We start from the raw sequence: 16297 nt of genomic DNA, 5'->3' as shown, positions 1-16297 counted from the left end.
GGAAAAGCGAGAAAAATACTCCTATTCCGGCGAAAGAATGATGCCTGTCCTTTTGAGTTCTGGGTAAATTCTAAAACCACAATAGGGGGCGTTCCATGAATGAGTTTCACAGAGATCTGACGGCGTTGCGGCAACAGTTGCATCGGGATCCTGAGCTTGGCTTTGAAGAACAACGGACCAAGGCCCGGGTCGCACAGAGGCTGCAGCAGTTGGGTTTGGAGGTGCAGGAGGGGGTGGGCGTCGTAGGTGTGCTCAAGTCAGGCGGCGGCAACCGTGCAATTGGCCTGCGCGCAGACATGGACGCGCTGCCCATTCACGAGATTGGCAATCAGGACTATGTCTCGCAGAACCCGGGTGTCATGCATGCCTGTGGCCATGACGGCCATATGGCCATGCTGCTGGGCGCCGCTGAAAAACTGGCGCAGAGCCGAGATTTTGAGGGCACCGTGGTGTTTATCTTCCAACCCAACGAAGAGCACGGGCTTGGCGCGCAGGCCATGCTCGCCGAGGGGCTGCTGGAGCGTTTTGGCTTGGAAGAAGTCTATGCCATTCACAATTTGCCCGGTGCGCCAGTGGGGCAGGTCTCAACGCGTCAGGGGCAGATCTGCGCCAGCGAAAGCCTGTTTGAGATTTCCCTGAATGGTCAGGGCGGTCATGCCTCGATGCCCCATGTCGGGGTGGATACCATTACTGTAGGCGCCGAAGTCGTTCTGGCCTTACAGACAATAGTGTCCCGCAAATTGGCGCCATCTTCTGGTGCCGTGGTTTCAGTCACCGAATTCATCACCGATGGGCAGCGCAATGTGCTGCCCGGCAAGACCTTGCTCAAGGGCGACGTGCGGGCCCGTCTACCCAAGGATCGCCTGGCGCTGGAAGGCTTCATGCGCCAGATCAGCTCAGGCATTGCGGCGGCCCATGGCATTTCGGTTGAGATGAGCTTTAACACTGAATTCATTGAGACGATGAATGCCAAAGCCCCCACCGAGGCCGTTGTGCGCGTGTCGCAGAAGCTTGGGCTTGAGACGATACCGGATCGTGCGCCGATGAGCTTTTCCGAGGATTTTGCCCATTTCAGCGCTGCCCTTCCTGGCTGCTTCCTGCTGTTGGGCAATGGAGACAGCGGCGCCCATGGCCAGCCGCTGCACTCTGCCGACTATGATTTCAACGATGCGCTTTTGCCGATCGGCGCTGCCCTCTGGGCGGATCTGGTCCGTGATCGCCTCCCCAGCCGAAAGACTACCGATGTTTGATCTTCTTCCCGCTGCCAAGCTTGGCCATGTTGCCGCCAAAAGACGTGAGGGTGACGCCGCAGAACGTGTGCTGTCGCGCCAGGATTTTGCCACCTCCCGTGCCGAAATCACCCAGTGGGAGGGCTATCAGCCTACTCCGCTGGTTTCGCTGAAAACGCTGGCGGATAAGATTGGCGTTGGCGCGGTCCTGTATAAGGACGAAGGACCCCGGTTTGGACTTGGCAGTTTCAAGGCGCTTGGCGGATCTTATGCGGCCCAGCGGGTGTTGCAACGGCAAATCTCTGCCAAACTTGGCCAAGAGGTTTCGCTGCAAGAAATTCGCACCGGCAAGTATAAGGCGGAGGCTGCCGAAATTACGCTTGTTTCTGCGACAGACGGCAATCATGGGCGTTCCCTGGCCTGGGGCTGCCAGCGCTTTGGGGCGCCCTGCCGGATCTATATTCACGCGGAGGTCAGTGAAGGGCGTGCGGAAGCCATGCGAGACCTGGGCGCTGAGGTGATCCGTATCAGTGGCGATTATGATGAGTCGGTGATCTTGGCCAAAAAGGAAGCCGAAGAGAACGGCTGGTTCGTGGTCTCAGATACCTCCTGGGAGGGCTATTTTGAACCGCCGCGGGATGTGATGGCGGGGTACGGGGTGATGACCCAGGAGATCTGCGACAGCCTGGATCAGGCGCCAACCCATGTGTTTTTGCAGGGCGGTGTCGGCGGTTTGGCGGCGGGCGTTGTTGCCGGTCTGCGTCAACACTGGGGGGCAGAAGCGCCGAGGGTGGTGATTGTTGAACCCGAACTTGCGGCCTGCCTGTTTGAAAGCGGACGCGCCGGCGAGGCCACCACTTTTGCCATTCAGACCGAAACTCTGATGGCGGGTCTGTCCTGCGGTGAACCCTCGGGAATGGCGTGGGAGATCCTGGGCGAAGAGGCTTCGGATTTTCTGACAATTCCTGAAGGCCTGGTTGCCCCCGCTGTACGTCTATTGGCGCGCCCCCTGCCCGGGGATGAGGCGATCGAAGCGGGCGAAAGCGCCATTGCCGGATTGGCAGCGCTCATTGCGGCCCGTCAGGATGCGGAGCTGTCGCAAAAGCTGGGGCTGGATCACAGCGCGCGTGTTTTGCTGATCGGGTCCGAAGGGGTCACGGATCCCGCAATCTTTGCTCAGATCATGGAGGAAAGCGATGCGGCGTGAAGGGCCTGCGCGCGGTTTTGAGGCGGCCGAGTTTAAGGTCCGCACGGAAAAAGCTCAAAAGTTGATGGCAGCTCAGGGGCTGGAGGGACTGTTGCTGTGGAGCGAACCCGATGTGCGCTATTTTAGCGGGTTTCACACCCTGTTCTGGCAAAGCCCGACACGGCCCTGGTTCCTGTTTGTTCCGGCTTCGGGCAAGCCAGTTGCGGTGATCCCGGAAATCGGCGCCGCCTTGATGCGGCAGACTTGGATCGAAGATATCCGCACCTGGAGCGCCCCTGCCCCGCAGGATGACGGGATAAGCGTCTTGACCGAGCTTCTGGCGCCCCTGGCACAGCGCGGTGCGCGTCTTGGTGTTTTGAAAGGTCACGAGACCTCATTGCGGATGCCCTTGGGCGATTGGGAGCGTCTGGTGCAGGCCCTGCCGGGGCTGCAACTGGCGGATGCAACTAGTTTGGTTCAGGGTTTGCGGATGGTAAAATCTGTGGCCGAAATTGAAAAACTGGCGCATATCTGCGCGATTGGATCGGCCACATTTGACCAGGTGCCGAGCCAGGTATCGCAGGGAATGCCGCTGGAAGAGGTGTTTCGTGCCTTTCGCCGTGAGGCCTTGGCGCAAGGCGCAGATGATGTGCCCTATCTGGTGGGCGGCGCCGGCCCCGGCGGCTATATTGATGTGATTTCGCCGCCCTCCCGCCGCCCCCTAAAACAGGGGGATGTGCTAATGCTGGATACCGGCGCCACCTGGGATGGCTATTTCTGCGATTTTGACCGCAACTTTGCCATCGGCGCAGCTGATGATGCTGCCCGCCGGGCCTATGATGTGTTGTGGCGGGCAACTGAGGCTGGGATTGCCGCTGCGCAACCGGGCAATAATTGCCGGGACCTGTTTCAGGCCATGCAGCGGGTCATCGCTGAGCTGGACGACCAGGGCGGCGACATCGGCAGGTTGGGTCATGGGCTAGGGATGCAGCTGACCGAACAGCCCTCGCATGCCGATTTTGATACGACGCCGCTGCAAGAGGGCATGGTGCTGACACTAGAACCCTCGCTGGGCTATGGCGATAATCTGATCATGGTGCATGAAGAAAACATTGTCATTCGCGCGCAAGGAGCCGAATTGCTCACCCGTCGCGCGGTTCCTGAATTGCCGGTCATCTAGCCAAGTCTCAAGTATTGGGCGCAGAAACCGGTTGTCCTTTGACCGTGTTCTGCGCTTTATCAGAACATGGACGACAAAGATCTGGAAATACTGAAACTGATGCAGGGCAATGCCCGTTTGACTGCCGATGCGCTGAGCGCTCAGGTTGGCCTTTCACCGCCTGCGGTACAGAAACGAGTAAAACGTCTGCGTGATTCCGGTGTGATTGAGAGCGAAATTGCGGTTCTGTCTCCCGCCAAGCTGGGCCGCGAGATGACAATTATCGTCGAAGTGGTTCTGGAACGCGAAAGCCGCAGGCATCTGGATGCGTTCAAGCAGCGCATGCGCGCCGCTTCCGAGGTACAGCAGTGCTACTATGCGACAGGCGACGCAGATTTTATTCTGATCGTCGTCACTAAGGACATTAAAGAGTATGAAGCTTTCACGCAGGAATATTTTTTTGATGAATCCAATGTCAGCAGGTTCAACACCTCGGTGGTCATGGACCGGGTCAAGGTCTCGCTGGATATTCTCTAATCCTGCAAGGTTCTTACTGCAGGAACTGCATCCGGTCGCCGAGGCGCGCTGCCTCTAGGTTTTGCTTTGCAAAGCCGCACTAAGGATTTGCGACAATCCGGCCTTGTTCATCGGCTTTTGGAAAAAGACATGACCATGGTCGGCCAGCGCGGCCAGCACTTCTTCATTCTGGGTATAGCCCGACATCAAAACGGCCTTGATTTGCGGATGGTGGCGGCGAAGTCGTTCCACAAACTCGACACCGCTTTCACTGCCTTTTAGTACCACATCGGCAAGGATCAAGGCGGGGAGTGGTCCCTGCGAAATGACCTGCATGGCGGTTGTTGCATCGCTGGATTGGGTGACCCGGTAGTTCAGAGATTCAAGAATGCCACGCAGCGTGCTCTGCACGGCGCCATCGTCTTCCAGAAGATGCACATGTTCGCCACTGCCGGCAATCGGTGCTGGGGTATCGGCCTGAGGCTGGGCCACGGGTTCCTGAAACGAACGAGGCAGGAACAGCGAGGCGCGGGTGCCTGCGCCGCGCTGGCTGTGCAGGGCGACTCCGCCGCCAGATTGCTGTGCAAAGCCAAAGACCACGGATAGGCCCAACCCACTGCCCTGCCCGGCCTTGCGGCTGGTGAAAAAGGGCTCACTGGCCCGGTTGAGCGTCGCAGGTGTCATGCCCTCGCCACTGTCGCAGACCTGGATTTCAACATAGTCACCCGGCGCCAGGCTATGTTCCCCCCCGGCAAGGGGTTGCACCTGCGTCACCACATGGTTCCGGCAGGAAATTTCCAGTTGCCCACCCTGAGGCATGGCCTCACAGGCGTTGCGCGCAAGATGCAATAGAGCACTTTCGACCTGGGTTGCATCGGCATGGATGGGCCACAGAGCACCAGCGATCTTGGTTTCTACCTTGATCCCCTCCGTGAGGCCGTCCAACAAGGTTCTATTCATGCCGGTAATGAGCCGAGACAGGTCCATCGGCCTGGGGTGCAGGGTTTGCTTGCAGGAATAAGCAAGCAGGTGGCGGGTCAGATCCGCTCCGCGCAGTGCAGCGGTCTTGATAGCAGTTATCAGCTCGTGATTGGCACTGTCAGACATGTCCAACAGTTCAGCATTTCCCAAGATGACCGTAAGCAGATTGTTGAAATCATGCGCGATACCTCCTGAAAGCTGGCCAATCGCTTCGGAGCGATGCGCCGCAAAAAGCGAAGCTTCGAGCTCTTTGCGTTCGGTGATGTCCGTAAGAATGCCTACGGAGCGGGTCGCCCGGCCATCTGGACCGACAATTGATTTGCCCTGGGCATGAAACCAGCGATAGGAGCCGGACCCGGTTTTTATCCGGTGCTCATGGCTAAAGGGCACATCGGGCTCTTTCAGGTGGCGCATCACCTCGGCCTGAAAAGAGGCCAGGTCGTCAGGGTGCAGAATTTTGAAGGCGATGCTGTCTACTGAGCTGTCGAGCAATGTATCGGTCTGAAAATCAGAGTCAAGCTCCAGAGCCTCAAGGAAATTGGGGGACAGGAACAGATGGTTTTGCTGCAGGTCCCAATCCCAGACTGCGGCGCATTGCGTGGCCAGGGCATAGCGCTCTTCGCTGGTGTCGAGCTGCCTGGTGCGGTCTTCCACTTTACGTTCAAGCTGCGCGTTCAGCGCCTGCATTTGCAATCGCAAAGCATTCTGTTTGGTGACATCTTCCTCGCTCACAACCGTTGCAAAGACACCGGTAATCGGATCGCGGCCCCGCCGCGCCTGGATGCGGTGCACCCGAGAGCCGTGTTGTGTCCAGACAAGCTGTTCCAGGTCCAGGCTTTTGCCGTTCCTGGCGGTTTCAAGGAGCTGTACCGCGACATCCGGATCTTTGAGTCGACCAGCCATCTCATTGCCGTTCAGGCCGGGCCGTGGCGGTCCATAGCAGGCGAGCGCTGCCGGGTTTTGCGCCAGCAGATGGCCCTCTGCTGAAAAGGTGCTGACCATCAAAGCCGAGGCGCGGGCAGCTTCGAGGATTCGCAGGGAATCCGCATCGACAACACTGTCGGCAAATTGCTTTACCTCGATGAGGACCGCATCTGTGCCTTGTTTGATGGTAATGGGGAGAAAAGACAAAATGACGTGTTTGGGCTCGTCGTTTGGATAAAGCGTCCAGGTGTCTTGGATCCGGTTTTGGTTGTAGCCATTTCGCACGATCTGGCGCAATCGAGTGCGTACGACATCACTGTCCGTGGAAAAATCTCTTTGCAGGAGAGCCTCCAGGCTTGGGGCCTCCCAAAACAGAATACCTGCGGCGTTTGACCACCAAATGTCATGACTTTCGACGTCAAAGACCCACATGGGCGTGGCCAATTGTTCAAAATGGCCCAGGTCTTCCCGGGTGGCAAAATGCGAGTGGGTTTGATCGCTACTCATACTAAACAAGGTACCAAGGCTAATAACTGTAGCATTAGTACACGTCTCGCCTTGGCAACCCAAGCTATTTTGACAGGCCAGCGGGAGTCCCAGGCCTTGGTATGCTGGCATTGCGGGATGGAATTAACTGTGGCAACGCCGGGTCTCGTGCGACGATCTGAGGTGGAGATAGGTTTAGGATACCTATATTAAGGATGGGAAGAGGAGCCATAGGATAAGCTCTGAAAGGGGGCCGATATGAGATCAACCCTGCCGCCGCTGCGGGCCCTGCAGGTATTTGAAGTTTTTGGTCGTTGTGGATCTGTCAGTGCCACTGCGCAGGAGCTGGGGGTCACGGCTGGAGCGGTCAGCCAGCAGATGAAGGTCCTGGAGCAGCACCTAGGCCAACCGCTCTATTGCAAGGACGGCGGTCGTCCCAGCCTGTTGCCGGAGGCAAGGGCCTATCATCAGATTGTCACGGCCGGCTTTGATCAGCTGCACCAGGCGCAAGAGCTCATGATGCAACAACAAAGCAGAGCTGATCTCAAGATTTCGGGCCTACCAACCCTTCTGCTGAAGTGGCTGAACCCAAGGATTCACCGCTTCCAGGCGGCGGCGGAGGGGGCTGCAATCCATCTTGAGGCTACCCATGCCGAGCCCCGGCCTCATCAGCAGTCAGAGCTGTTTCGCTTAACCTATGGGGAGGCGGCCGAAGCCTTTCCTCATAAACAGGCTCTGTTTTTGGATCATTGCTTTCCTGTTTGCTCGCCTGAATTCCTGCAGCAGTTCCCAGAAGCAAAGGACCCCAGAAAGTTGCGGGAGGTGCCCTGGATCGATATCAATTGGGGGGCTGGCTATTCTGCGGTCCCCCGTTTGGCTGATTGGTTGGCAAGTCAGGGCATCGATGCTCCCCGCCAGAAACCCAAATCCGTGCATTCCTTGTCGAGCCTGGCGTTGGAGGCTGCTGCCGGCGGTCAGGGCGTTGTACTGGCGCAGGCTTCGTTTGTAGAGCTTGATCTGGAGCTGGGCCGTTTGCTACCGCTGTCTCGCGACAGCCTACCCATGCCTGCGCCCTACTATGTCTGCTGGGGTGGCGCTGCCCTGCAGCGGCCAAAGGCTCAGGCCTTTCTCAAATGGATTTTGTCCGGTGCCGAGTGAATGAGAGCTTTAGAAAAACTAAACCTATAGCAAGAGATCTATGGGTGAAATGAGACCCTTGAGACTCTAGGATCGGCCAAGGCTAATTTCCGAACTGGAGGAAACGGATGTTTCTCAGGAACGCATGGTATGTCGCTGCCTGGAGCGATGAAATCGATAGTACGCTGCGACAGATCAAGGTTCTGGGTGAAAAAATCTGCATGTTTCGCACCGAGGCGGGGGAAGTCATTGCGCTTGAGGATGCCTGTCCGCACCGCAAATTGCCCCTGTCTAAGGGGCGGATTAAGGGCGATACTGTTGAATGTGGCTATCACGGGCTGACCTTTGATTGTGCCGGGCGATGTGTCTGGGCCCCAGGCGGCGGGCGCATCCCTTCTGCGGCAAAGGTGCGCCCCTATCCGATCCATGAAAAATACGGATTGGTTTGGATTTGGATGGGCAATGCCGCCATCGCCGATATTGAAGAGATCATCGAAATCCCCAATTTCGACAGTCCAGACTGGGGGATCAATCGTGGTGCTGCGATGGAACTGCAGTGCAACTATCTGTTGATGTGCGACAATCTACTAGACCCGACCCATGTGGCCTGGGTTCATCAGTCGTCTTTTGCAGCGCCTGCTACCAAGGACACGCCCCTGCGGGTCAGCAGGACGGATGAGGGCATTATTGTGCATCGCTGGATGATGGATCACGAGCCCGCGCCTTTCTACAAGAAGGTGATCGAATTCGAGGGCAACTGTGATCGCCTGCAGCACTATGAGGTCCGCTATCCCGCTCATGCTCTGATCCGGGCTATTTTCACTCCCGCCGGAACCGGTGGGCCGGACGGCCCTCTGGATGACAAGACTTTTGTCATGGACAGCTACAATTTTATGACCCCAACAACCGAGACGGAAACCCGCTACTATTGGTTTCAGCTTCGCAACCTACGCCCCGATGATGCCGCGCTTTCAGCGATGATGAGTGAGGACGTAAGGGCGGCCTTTGAGGAAGATAGGGCCGTGCTAAACGAGGTGCAGATTGGCATGGAGGAGAGGGTCTCAGCGCATATCGACCTGAGCATTGATGCGGGGCCTTTGCGGTTCCGGCGCCAGCTCCAGGCGATGATCGCCGAGGAGGCCATGTTGGACAAAAAGATGGAGGGCTAAGGGGCGCATTCGGAGGTGACTGGCTAGGGTTGCCTAAGCGGCTCTAACCGCCTCCTGCGCCTATACACTTAGACAATATGCTTTTATGATTGCGCTTAAACAAGGGGCGCAGGGATCATGAAGGCTACATTCCGAGACGTAAAAGCGGATATCATGGCAAAGATCACCTCGGGCGAATGGGCTCCGGGCGGATTGTTGCCCAATGAAATGGATCTGGCCGACAACTATGGCTGCGCCCGTGCGACCGTCAATCGCGCCATGCGGGAACTGGCGGATGAGGGCGTCATTGAGCGCCGCCGAAAGGCTGGCACCCGGGTGCGACAGGCCCCTCTGCGACAGGCGCGCTTTGCGATCCCTATCGTGCGGGCCGAGATCGAAGGCCAGAATGCCATCTACCGCTATGCGCTGGTCAAGCGCGCTGTATTGGAGGCGCCGCATTGGCTGTGTGCGCGGTTGCAACTGGCCCAGGGCAGCACGGTTTTGCATCTCACCTGCATGCATTATGCCGATGGCGCACCCTATCAGTTTGAGGACCGTTGGATCTCTTTGTCGATATTGCCCCAGGCAGAGGCGGCTGATTTCAGCACTCTGGGGCCAAACGAATGGCTGGTGGCCACAGTGCCTTTCTCGGATGCTGAAATCGCATTTTCCGCGACAGCGGCCACGTCAGACCTGGCTGACTATCTGGGCTGTTCTAAGGGAGAGGCCCTGTTCACGGTTGAGCGCTCCACCTGGCTCAAGGGCGAAGCCATTACCTTTGTGCGCCAGACCTTTCGGCCGGGCCATCGCATGACGACGCGGTATTGATCCGCGCCGTCTGTTTTTGGGCCTGATTTCACCTCAGGATGCCCGGCAGGCGCAGGTTGTGCACGCGGGCACATTCTTTGGCCTCTTCATAACCTGCATCCGCGTGGCGCATCACGCCCGATGCCGGATCGTTCCACAGCACCCGCTCCAGCCGTTTGGCGGCTGCATCCGTGCCGTCGGCGCAGATCACCACACCGGAGTGCTGCGAAAAGCCCATGCCGACGCCGCCACCATGGTGCAGCGACACCCAGGTCGCGCCCGACGCGGTATTGGTCAGCGCATTCAAAAGTGGCCAATCCGACACCGCATCAGAGCCATCCATCATGGCTTCAGTCTCGCGGTTGGGTGAAGCCACCGAGCCCGAGTCTAGGTGATCGCGGCCAATCACCACCGGCGCGCTCAGCTCGCCGTTTTTTACCATTTCGTTGAAGGCCAGCCCCGCCTTGTGGCGGTCACCCAGACCAATCCAGCAGATCCGCGCCGGCAGGCCCTGGAAGGCAATACGCTCATCTGCCATGTCCAGCCAATTGTGCAGATGGGTGTTCTCGGGGAACAGCTCTTTCATCTTGGCATCGGTCTTGCGAATGTCTTCGGGATCACCAGACAGGGCCACCCAGCGGAAGGGGCCAATGCCACGACAGAACAGCGGGCGGATATAAGCAGGCACAAAGCCGGGGAAGTCAAAGGCGTTCTCCAGCCCTTCTTCCAGCGCCATCTGGCGGATATTGTTGCCGTAATCCACGGTGGGAATGCCCATGGCGTGGAATTTGCACATGGCATCCACCTGCACACGCATGCTGGCGCGCGCCGCTTTGTCCACCGATTTGGGGTCGCTCTCGCGGCGCTCTTTCCACTCGCCCATGGTCCAGCCCAGTGGCAGGTAGCCATTGACCGGATCATGCGCCGAGGTCTGATCGGTCACGATGTCAGGGCGTGCACCGCCAGCTTCGGCCCGGCGCAGAATCTCGGGGAAAATCTCGGCGGCATTGCCCAGTAGGCCGACGGACTTGGCCTCGCCTGCTGCGGTCCAGCGCTCGATCATCTCCAGCGCTTCGTCCAGGGTTTCTGCCTTTTCATCCAGGTATTTGGTGCGTAGGCGGAAATCGATTGAGTCAGGGTTGCACTCGACCGCCAGGCAACAGGCGCCGGCAAAGATCGCAGCCAGAGGCTGGGCGCCGCCCATGCCGCCTAGACCCCCGGTGAGAATCCATTTGCCAGTAAGGTCACCGCCATAGTGCTGACGACCGGCCTCGGCAAAAGTCTCGTAGGTGCCCTGTACGATGCCTTGTGTGCCGATGTAGATCCAAGAGCCGGCAGTCATCTGGCCGTACATCATCAAACCCTTTTTATCGAGCTCATTGAAGTGATCCCAATTGGCCCAATGCGGCACCAGGTTGGAGTTGGCGATCAACACGCGCGGCGCATCCACATGGGTGGGCACAATGGCTACTGGCTTGCCGGATTGCACCAGCAGGGTCTCGTCCTCTTCCAGATCTTTCAGGCTGTCGACGATGAGGTCAAAATCCGCCCAGGTGCGCGCGGCGCGGCCAATGCCGCCATAGACCACCAGCTCATGCGGGTTTTCAGCCACATCGGGGTGCAGGTTGTTCATCAGCATCCGCATTGGCGCTTCGGTCATCCAGCTTTTGGCAGTGATCTCGGATCCGGTGGGCGGAAAGATGTCGCGACTATTCTTGCGGGGATCGGTCATGTGGTATCTCCGGTCTGAGGAGCCCAGTTTGTCAGGCTCATGAGAATGTGGTGCAGATGTTCGCGCAGGCGGTTTGCCTTAGCCTGGTCATAGCTCCAGGGGGTGGCTTCATCTGTCAGATAGGTGCTCTGCGCCAGTTCCATCTGGATGGCGTGTATCCCTTCGGTGGGGCGGCCATAGTGGCGCGTGGTCCAGCCGCCTTTGAAACGTCCGTTGAGAACCGAGCTGTAGCCCTTGGCCTGATCGCAAGCGGTGACGACGATCCGTTCGATCGCGGGATCGCAGGTGGTGCCCAGATTGGTGCCAGTGTTGAAATCCGGCAGGGTGCCTTCGAACAGAAAGGGGATCTGGCTCCGGATCGAATGGCAATCATAGAGAATGGCAAAGCCATGCTGGGCCTTCACCCGCTGCAGTTCTGCCTCCAGGGCCGCATGATAGGGCGCGTGAAAAGCCAAACGGCGGTTTTCGATCTCCTCCGCATCAGGTGCCTCGCTCCAGATCTCCTGCCCGTCAAAGTCCGTGAGGGGCACCAGGGTGGTGGTGTTTTGTCCGGGATAAAGCGAGAGGCCTGACGGGTCGCGATTGGCATCAATCACATAGCGGTGGAAGGTGGCGCGCACTGATGTGGCCCCCTCCAGAAGCCCATCATAGAGCCTATGAATATGCCAATCGGTGTCATCCAGCCCGCGGCCCCGCGCATTGAGCTTGGCCTCAATTTCAGGCGGCACATAGGTGCCGGTATGGGGCAGGCCCAAAACAATCGGGCTGTCGCTCCTTTTCACTTCAACCGGAGAAATCATGCAGACAGATCCGGCATGACGATATCAGTGCAATGGGCAATTTCACCGCTGCTGATCAGTGTCGAGGCGGCCTCGATATCCGGGGCGGTATAGCGGTCGTCGCCCAGGGGCGGCACCACATCGCGCAGTTTTGCCATGACCTGTTGCAGCGCTTTGCTGGTAGGCAGCGGTGCGCGGAATTCGACGCCTTGGGTCGAACAGAGCAGTTCCACCCCAAGAATACGCTCCAGGTTGGTGATCATCTGTCCCAGACGGCGCGCACCGTGTGCGGCCATCGAGACATGGTCCTCCTGGTTGGCCGAAGTTGGCGTGCTGTCGGTGACGCAGGGGTTGGCCAGGTGCTTGTTCTCGCTCATCAGCGCCGCCGTGGTCACCTCGGCAATCATATAGCCCGAGTTGAGGCCGGGATTTGGCGTCAGGAAGGGGGGCAGATCATGGCTCAGAACCGGATCTACAATCAGGGCAATCCGTCGCTGCGCGATGGCACCGATCTCGGCAATGGCCAATGCGATCATATCGGCGGCAAAGCCAACTGGTTCGGCGTGGAAATTGCCACCAGATACGATCAAATCCGCACCGACCAGTACCAGAGGGTTGTCGGTGGCGGCATTGGCCTCGATCTCCAGCGTGGTTGCGGCTTGGCGCAAAACATCCATTGCCGCACCTACAACCTGTGGCTGGCAGCGGATGCAATAGGGGTCCTGTACCCGGGTGTCGTCGTCCCGATGGCTTTCGCGAATAACCGAGCCTTCGAGCAGGGCCCGCATGGTGGTGCCAGCTTCGATCTGGCCGCGATGGCCGCGCAGGGCGTGGATCTCGGGCTGCAGTGGCGCCGTGGAGCCCATGATGGCATCTGTGGTCAGCGCAGATGTGACCAATGCGCTTTGTGCCGCCTGCCAGGCGCCAAACAGGCCTGCCAGACCAAAGGCGGTGGAGAACTGTGTGCCATTGATCAGCGCCAGGCCTTCCTTGGGGCCCAGCTCTAAAGGGGTCAGTCCTGCGGCTGCCAGGGCTTCGCCACCGGGCATGACCGCGCCGTCAAACTCGGCCTCGGCCTCTCCCATCATAACCGCCGCCATATGCGACAGGGGCGCCAAGTCGCCAGAGGCGCCAACTGAGCCTTGTGCCGGGATCCTGGGCGTCACGCCCTTGTCAAGCATCGCTTCCAGCAGGTCGATGACCGCGAGCCGTACCCCCGAGGCTCCGCGACCAAGGCTGAGCAGCTTTAGCACCATCATCAGGCGCGCATGGGCGCGTGGAATGGTCGGCCCCACACCGCAGCAATGGCTGAGGATCAGGTTGCGCTGCAGGGTGGCCGTGTCTTCTGCGGCAATCTTGACGCTGGCCAGTTTGCCAAATCCGGTGTTGACGCCATAGACGGCGGCCTCGCCATTGGCGGCGGCTTCGATCCGGCTATGGGCTTCTTCAATTGCGGGGCGGCAGGATGGGGCCAGAGAGACCGCGCATTCTTCTCGAAAGATACGTTCAAGCTCCACAAGAGAGACATTGCCGGGAACAAGAGTAAGAGTGGTCACGAAGTGCCTCCAAAGATACGGGCGTGAAGCGGATTGAAGCCAATGCGATAGGCCAGCTCCGAGGGGTGGGCGACATTCCAGATGGCTAGGTCGGCGCGCAGGCCCGCAGCGATGCGGCCACAATCAGTAAGCCCCAAAGCGCGGGCGGCGTTGGTGGTGACCCCGCGCAGGGCTTCTTCTGGGGTCATGCGAAACAGGGTGCAGCCCATGTTCATGGCCAGCAGCAGAGAGGTCATCGGGGCTGAACCGGGATTGCAATCAGTGGCCAGGGCCATCGGCACGTTTGAGCGGCGCAGGGAGTCAATTGGCGGCATCTGGGTTTCGCGCAGGGTGTAAAAGGCGCCAGGCAGGATCACGGCGATAGTGCCGGCCTCTGCCATCGCTGCAACGCCTGAGTCATCCAGATATTCAATGTGATCCGCCGAGAGGGCCCCGTAGCTTGCCGCCAGTTTGGCGCCGCCAAGATTTGACAGCTGTTCGGCGTGCAGTTTCACTGGCAGGCCCAATTCGCGCGCGACCTCAAAGAGCGGGCGGATCTGCTCGGGGGCAAAGGCAATGCCTTCGCAGAAGCCATCAACCGCGTCTACCAGGCCTTCGCGCCTTGCGGCGCGTAGCGTCGGGATGCAGACCTCGGCAATATAGGTGTCAGGACGATCCTGATATTCAGCTGGAACCGCATGGGCCCCCAGAAAACTGGTTACCACCCGGACGGGGCGATGCTCCGGTAGGGCGCGGGCTGCGCGCAGCATATTCAGCTCGGTCTCGCGATCCAAACCATAGCCTGATTTGACCTCTACTGTCGTGACACCCTCGGCCAACATGGCATCAAGGCGGGGCAGCGCCTGACGGATCAGATCCTCGACGCTGGCAGAACGGGTGGCGGTGACGGTCGAAACAATGCCACCGCCTGCGCGCGCCACCTCTTCGTAGGACGCGCCATTGAGGCGCAGTTCGAACTCTGAGGCACGATTGCCACCGTGCACAATATGGGTGTGACAGTCGATCGGAGCCGGGGTGACCAGGCGGTTTCCAAGCGGGGTTTGCTTTAGCCCGGCATAGCGGACAGGCAGTTCGACCTGGGGCCCAACCCAGTCGATCTGCCCTGCAATCACAGCAATGGCGGCGGCTTCGATCAGCCCATAGGGACTGGAGGCATCGGCCAGGGTGGCGACCCGAAGCTCGGTAAAGAGGTGATCCTCAGCCTGCATGGTGACCTCTGTTTCTGTTGTTTCCTCTTTTCTCGTACAAATCAATGTGCCATATGTCTAGACATAAAATGAGGTGTGACATGACAGTAGTTTTTGCAAAACGCGCGCTATTGACGACGGGCTGGGCGGAACAGGTGCGGGTGAAACTGCGGGGCGGCAAAATTGATGCGATCACCACCCAGGCAAAGGCTGAACCCGAAGATCAAAGGGTCGATGCCCTCTTGCCGGCGCTGGCCAATCTACACAGTCACAGCTTTCAGCGGGCGATGGCGGGGATGACCGAATATCGGATGGCGGGGCGCGACAGCTTCTGGACCTGGCGAGATCTGATGTACCGGTTCACGGCCCACTTGACCCCTGATCAAATCGAGGCGATTGCCGCTCTAGTGTTTCTGGAGATGCAAGAGTCAGGCTATGCTTCGGTTGGTGAGTTTCACTATTTGCACCATCAAAAAGACGGCAGCCCCTACGACAATTTGAGTGAGCATTCCGACCGGATCATGGCGGCGGCGGCGCAGACTGGGATCGGCCTGACGCATCTACCCGTACTTTACAGTTATGCGGGCGTTGGTAAACGGCCCCTGGAGCCAGGTCAAAAGCGGTTTGGCAATGATGTTGACCAGTTCTGCACATTGGTAGAGCAAGCCCGCAGCTGTGCGGAGGCTCTGCCTGCGGACTGCCGGGTTGGTATTGCGCCGCATTCGCTGCGCGCCACCGCGCCCGACGATCTGGCGCGGATTCTCGAGGCCCAGACCAAAGGCTGCCCAATCCATATCCACATCGCCGAACAACCCAAAGAGGTGCAGGAGGTGCTGGCCGGGCTTGGCGCCCGTCCGGTTGAATGGCTGCTTGAAAATGCGCCGGTAGATCAAAACTGGTGTCTGATCCATGCCACTCATATGACCTCCAAGGAAACCCTCGCGATGGCGGCCTCGGGTGCGGTGGCAGGCCTTTGCCCGGTCACAGAGGCCAACCTGGGGGATGGGCCCTTTAATGGGGCAGCCTACCTTGAGGCCCGTGGTGCCTTTGGTGTTGGATCGGATTCAAATGTGTTGATTTCTCTGACCGAAGAGCTGCGGGTGCTGGAATACTCGCAACGGCTGCGAGATTTGTCGCGCAATGTGCTGGTCAGGGGCGAGGGCTCAGTTGGGCATGCGCTTTATACCGGAGCGGCACAGGGGGGTGCCCGCGCTTTGGGGCGCGATGCTGGTGAGATTACTGTCGGTCACTGGGCTGATTTGTTGGCGGTGGATACCACGCAACCCTCGCTCTGCGCGCTGCGGGAGGACCAGCTTCTCGATGGGCTTGTCTTTGCCGCCAAGGACGAGGTGGTGACGGATCTGTGGTCTGCTGGGCGCCACTCTGTGGTAGGCGGTCGCCATGTTGCGCGGGATCAGATTATTGTCCGGTATCGCAAAGCCATTGGTGATTTGCTGGAACAGATCCGCT

13 protein-coding genes are annotated in these 16297 nt (G+C 58.9%); 8 read left to right on the top strand and 5 right to left on the bottom strand.

What is annotated here, in order from left to right:
• Positions 1 to 95: 95 nt before the first annotated feature.
• From AN476_RS13430 to AN476_RS13415, 4 genes are all read left to right on the top strand, one after another.
• A complete protein-coding gene (locus AN476_RS13430; protein ID WP_054462105.1) occupies positions 96 to 1250 on the top strand; it encodes an amidohydrolase in 1155 nt (384 codons plus the stop codon).
• Positions 1243 to 2436 carry a diaminopropionate ammonia-lyase gene (locus AN476_RS13425; RefSeq protein ID WP_054462104.1) on the top strand — a complete coding sequence of 398 codons (1194 nt, stop codon included), beginning with the start codon at positions 1243 to 1245 and terminating at the stop codon, positions 2434 to 2436. The genes AN476_RS13430 and AN476_RS13425 overlap by 8 nt, the downstream gene beginning before the upstream one ends.
• Positions 2426 to 3595, top strand: coding sequence for a Xaa-Pro peptidase family protein (locus AN476_RS13420; RefSeq protein ID WP_054462103.1), 1170 nt, complete (start codon positions 2426 to 2428; stop codon positions 3593 to 3595). The genes AN476_RS13425 and AN476_RS13420 overlap by 11 nt, the downstream gene beginning before the upstream one ends.
• Before the next feature lie 66 nt (positions 3596 to 3661).
• Positions 3662 to 4111 carry an Lrp/AsnC family transcriptional regulator gene (locus AN476_RS13415; RefSeq protein WP_054462102.1) on the top strand — a complete coding sequence of 150 codons (450 nt, stop codon included), beginning with the start codon at positions 3662 to 3664 and terminating at the stop codon, positions 4109 to 4111.
• A 54-nt stretch (positions 4112 to 4165) separates the two neighbouring features.
• Here AN476_RS13415 and AN476_RS13410 read toward each other — a convergent pair whose 3' ends face one another.
• Positions 4166 to 6502: a PAS domain-containing sensor histidine kinase gene (locus AN476_RS13410; RefSeq protein WP_054462101.1), complete on the bottom strand. Its 2337-nt coding sequence runs from the start codon at positions 6500 to 6502 to the stop codon at positions 4166 to 4168.
• 237 nt (positions 6503 to 6739) lie between these two features.
• On the opposite strand from AN476_RS13410, the gene AN476_RS13405 reads away from it, so the two are divergent.
• From AN476_RS13405 to AN476_RS13395, 3 genes are all read left to right on the top strand, one after another.
• A complete protein-coding gene (locus AN476_RS13405) occupies positions 6740 to 7639 on the top strand; it encodes a LysR substrate-binding domain-containing protein (RefSeq protein WP_054462100.1) in 900 nt (299 codons plus the stop codon).
• A gap of 107 nt (positions 7640 to 7746) precedes the next feature.
• The gene (locus AN476_RS13400; protein ID WP_054462099.1) at positions 7747 to 8787 is read left to right on the top strand and encodes an aromatic ring-hydroxylating dioxygenase subunit alpha; all 1041 of its coding nucleotides are present in this window, start codon (positions 7747 to 7749) and stop codon (positions 8785 to 8787) included.
• A gap of 117 nt (positions 8788 to 8904) precedes the next feature.
• Positions 8905 to 9594, top strand: coding sequence for a UTRA domain-containing protein (locus AN476_RS13395; RefSeq protein ID WP_054462098.1), 690 nt, complete (start codon positions 8905 to 8907; stop codon positions 9592 to 9594).
• Between the two features lie 28 nt (positions 9595 to 9622).
• Here AN476_RS13395 and hutU read toward each other — a convergent pair whose 3' ends face one another.
• From hutU to hutI, 4 genes are read right to left on the bottom strand one after another with little or no spacing between them, the layout of a single operon-like run.
• Positions 9623 to 11305, bottom strand: a complete 1683-nt coding sequence (hutU, locus tag AN476_RS13390; protein WP_054462097.1) for a urocanate hydratase — start codon at positions 11303 to 11305, stop codon at positions 9623 to 9625.
• The gene (gene hutG, locus AN476_RS13385) at positions 11302 to 12105 is read right to left on the bottom strand and encodes an N-formylglutamate deformylase (protein WP_054462096.1); all 804 of its coding nucleotides are present in this window, start codon (positions 12103 to 12105) and stop codon (positions 11302 to 11304) included. Before hutG ends, hutU begins: the two co-directional genes overlap by 4 nt.
• Complete coding sequence (gene hutH / locus AN476_RS13380) at positions 12102 to 13640, bottom strand: histidine ammonia-lyase (protein WP_054462095.1); 1539 nt, start codon at positions 13638 to 13640, stop codon at positions 12102 to 12104. The genes hutG and hutH overlap by 4 nt, the downstream gene beginning before the upstream one ends.
• Positions 13637 to 14848: an imidazolonepropionase gene (hutI, locus tag AN476_RS13375; protein ID WP_054462094.1), complete on the bottom strand. Its 1212-nt coding sequence runs from the start codon at positions 14846 to 14848 to the stop codon at positions 13637 to 13639. The genes hutH and hutI overlap by 4 nt, the downstream gene beginning before the upstream one ends.
• A gap of 80 nt (positions 14849 to 14928) precedes the next feature.
• On the opposite strand from hutI, the gene AN476_RS13370 reads away from it, so the two are divergent.
• On the top strand, positions 14929 to 16297 hold a 1369-nt coding region (locus AN476_RS13370), incomplete at its 3' end, for a formimidoylglutamate deiminase (protein ID WP_157063756.1).

Origin of the sequence: Phaeobacter sp. 11ANDIMAR09, from assembly GCF_001294455.1 — a bacterium.
Classification (GTDB): Bacteria; Pseudomonadota; Alphaproteobacteria; order Rhodobacterales; family Rhodobacteraceae; genus Pseudophaeobacter.
Note: the sequence above shows the minus strand (reverse complement) of the source record. Positions and strands in the feature narration are given on the sequence as shown.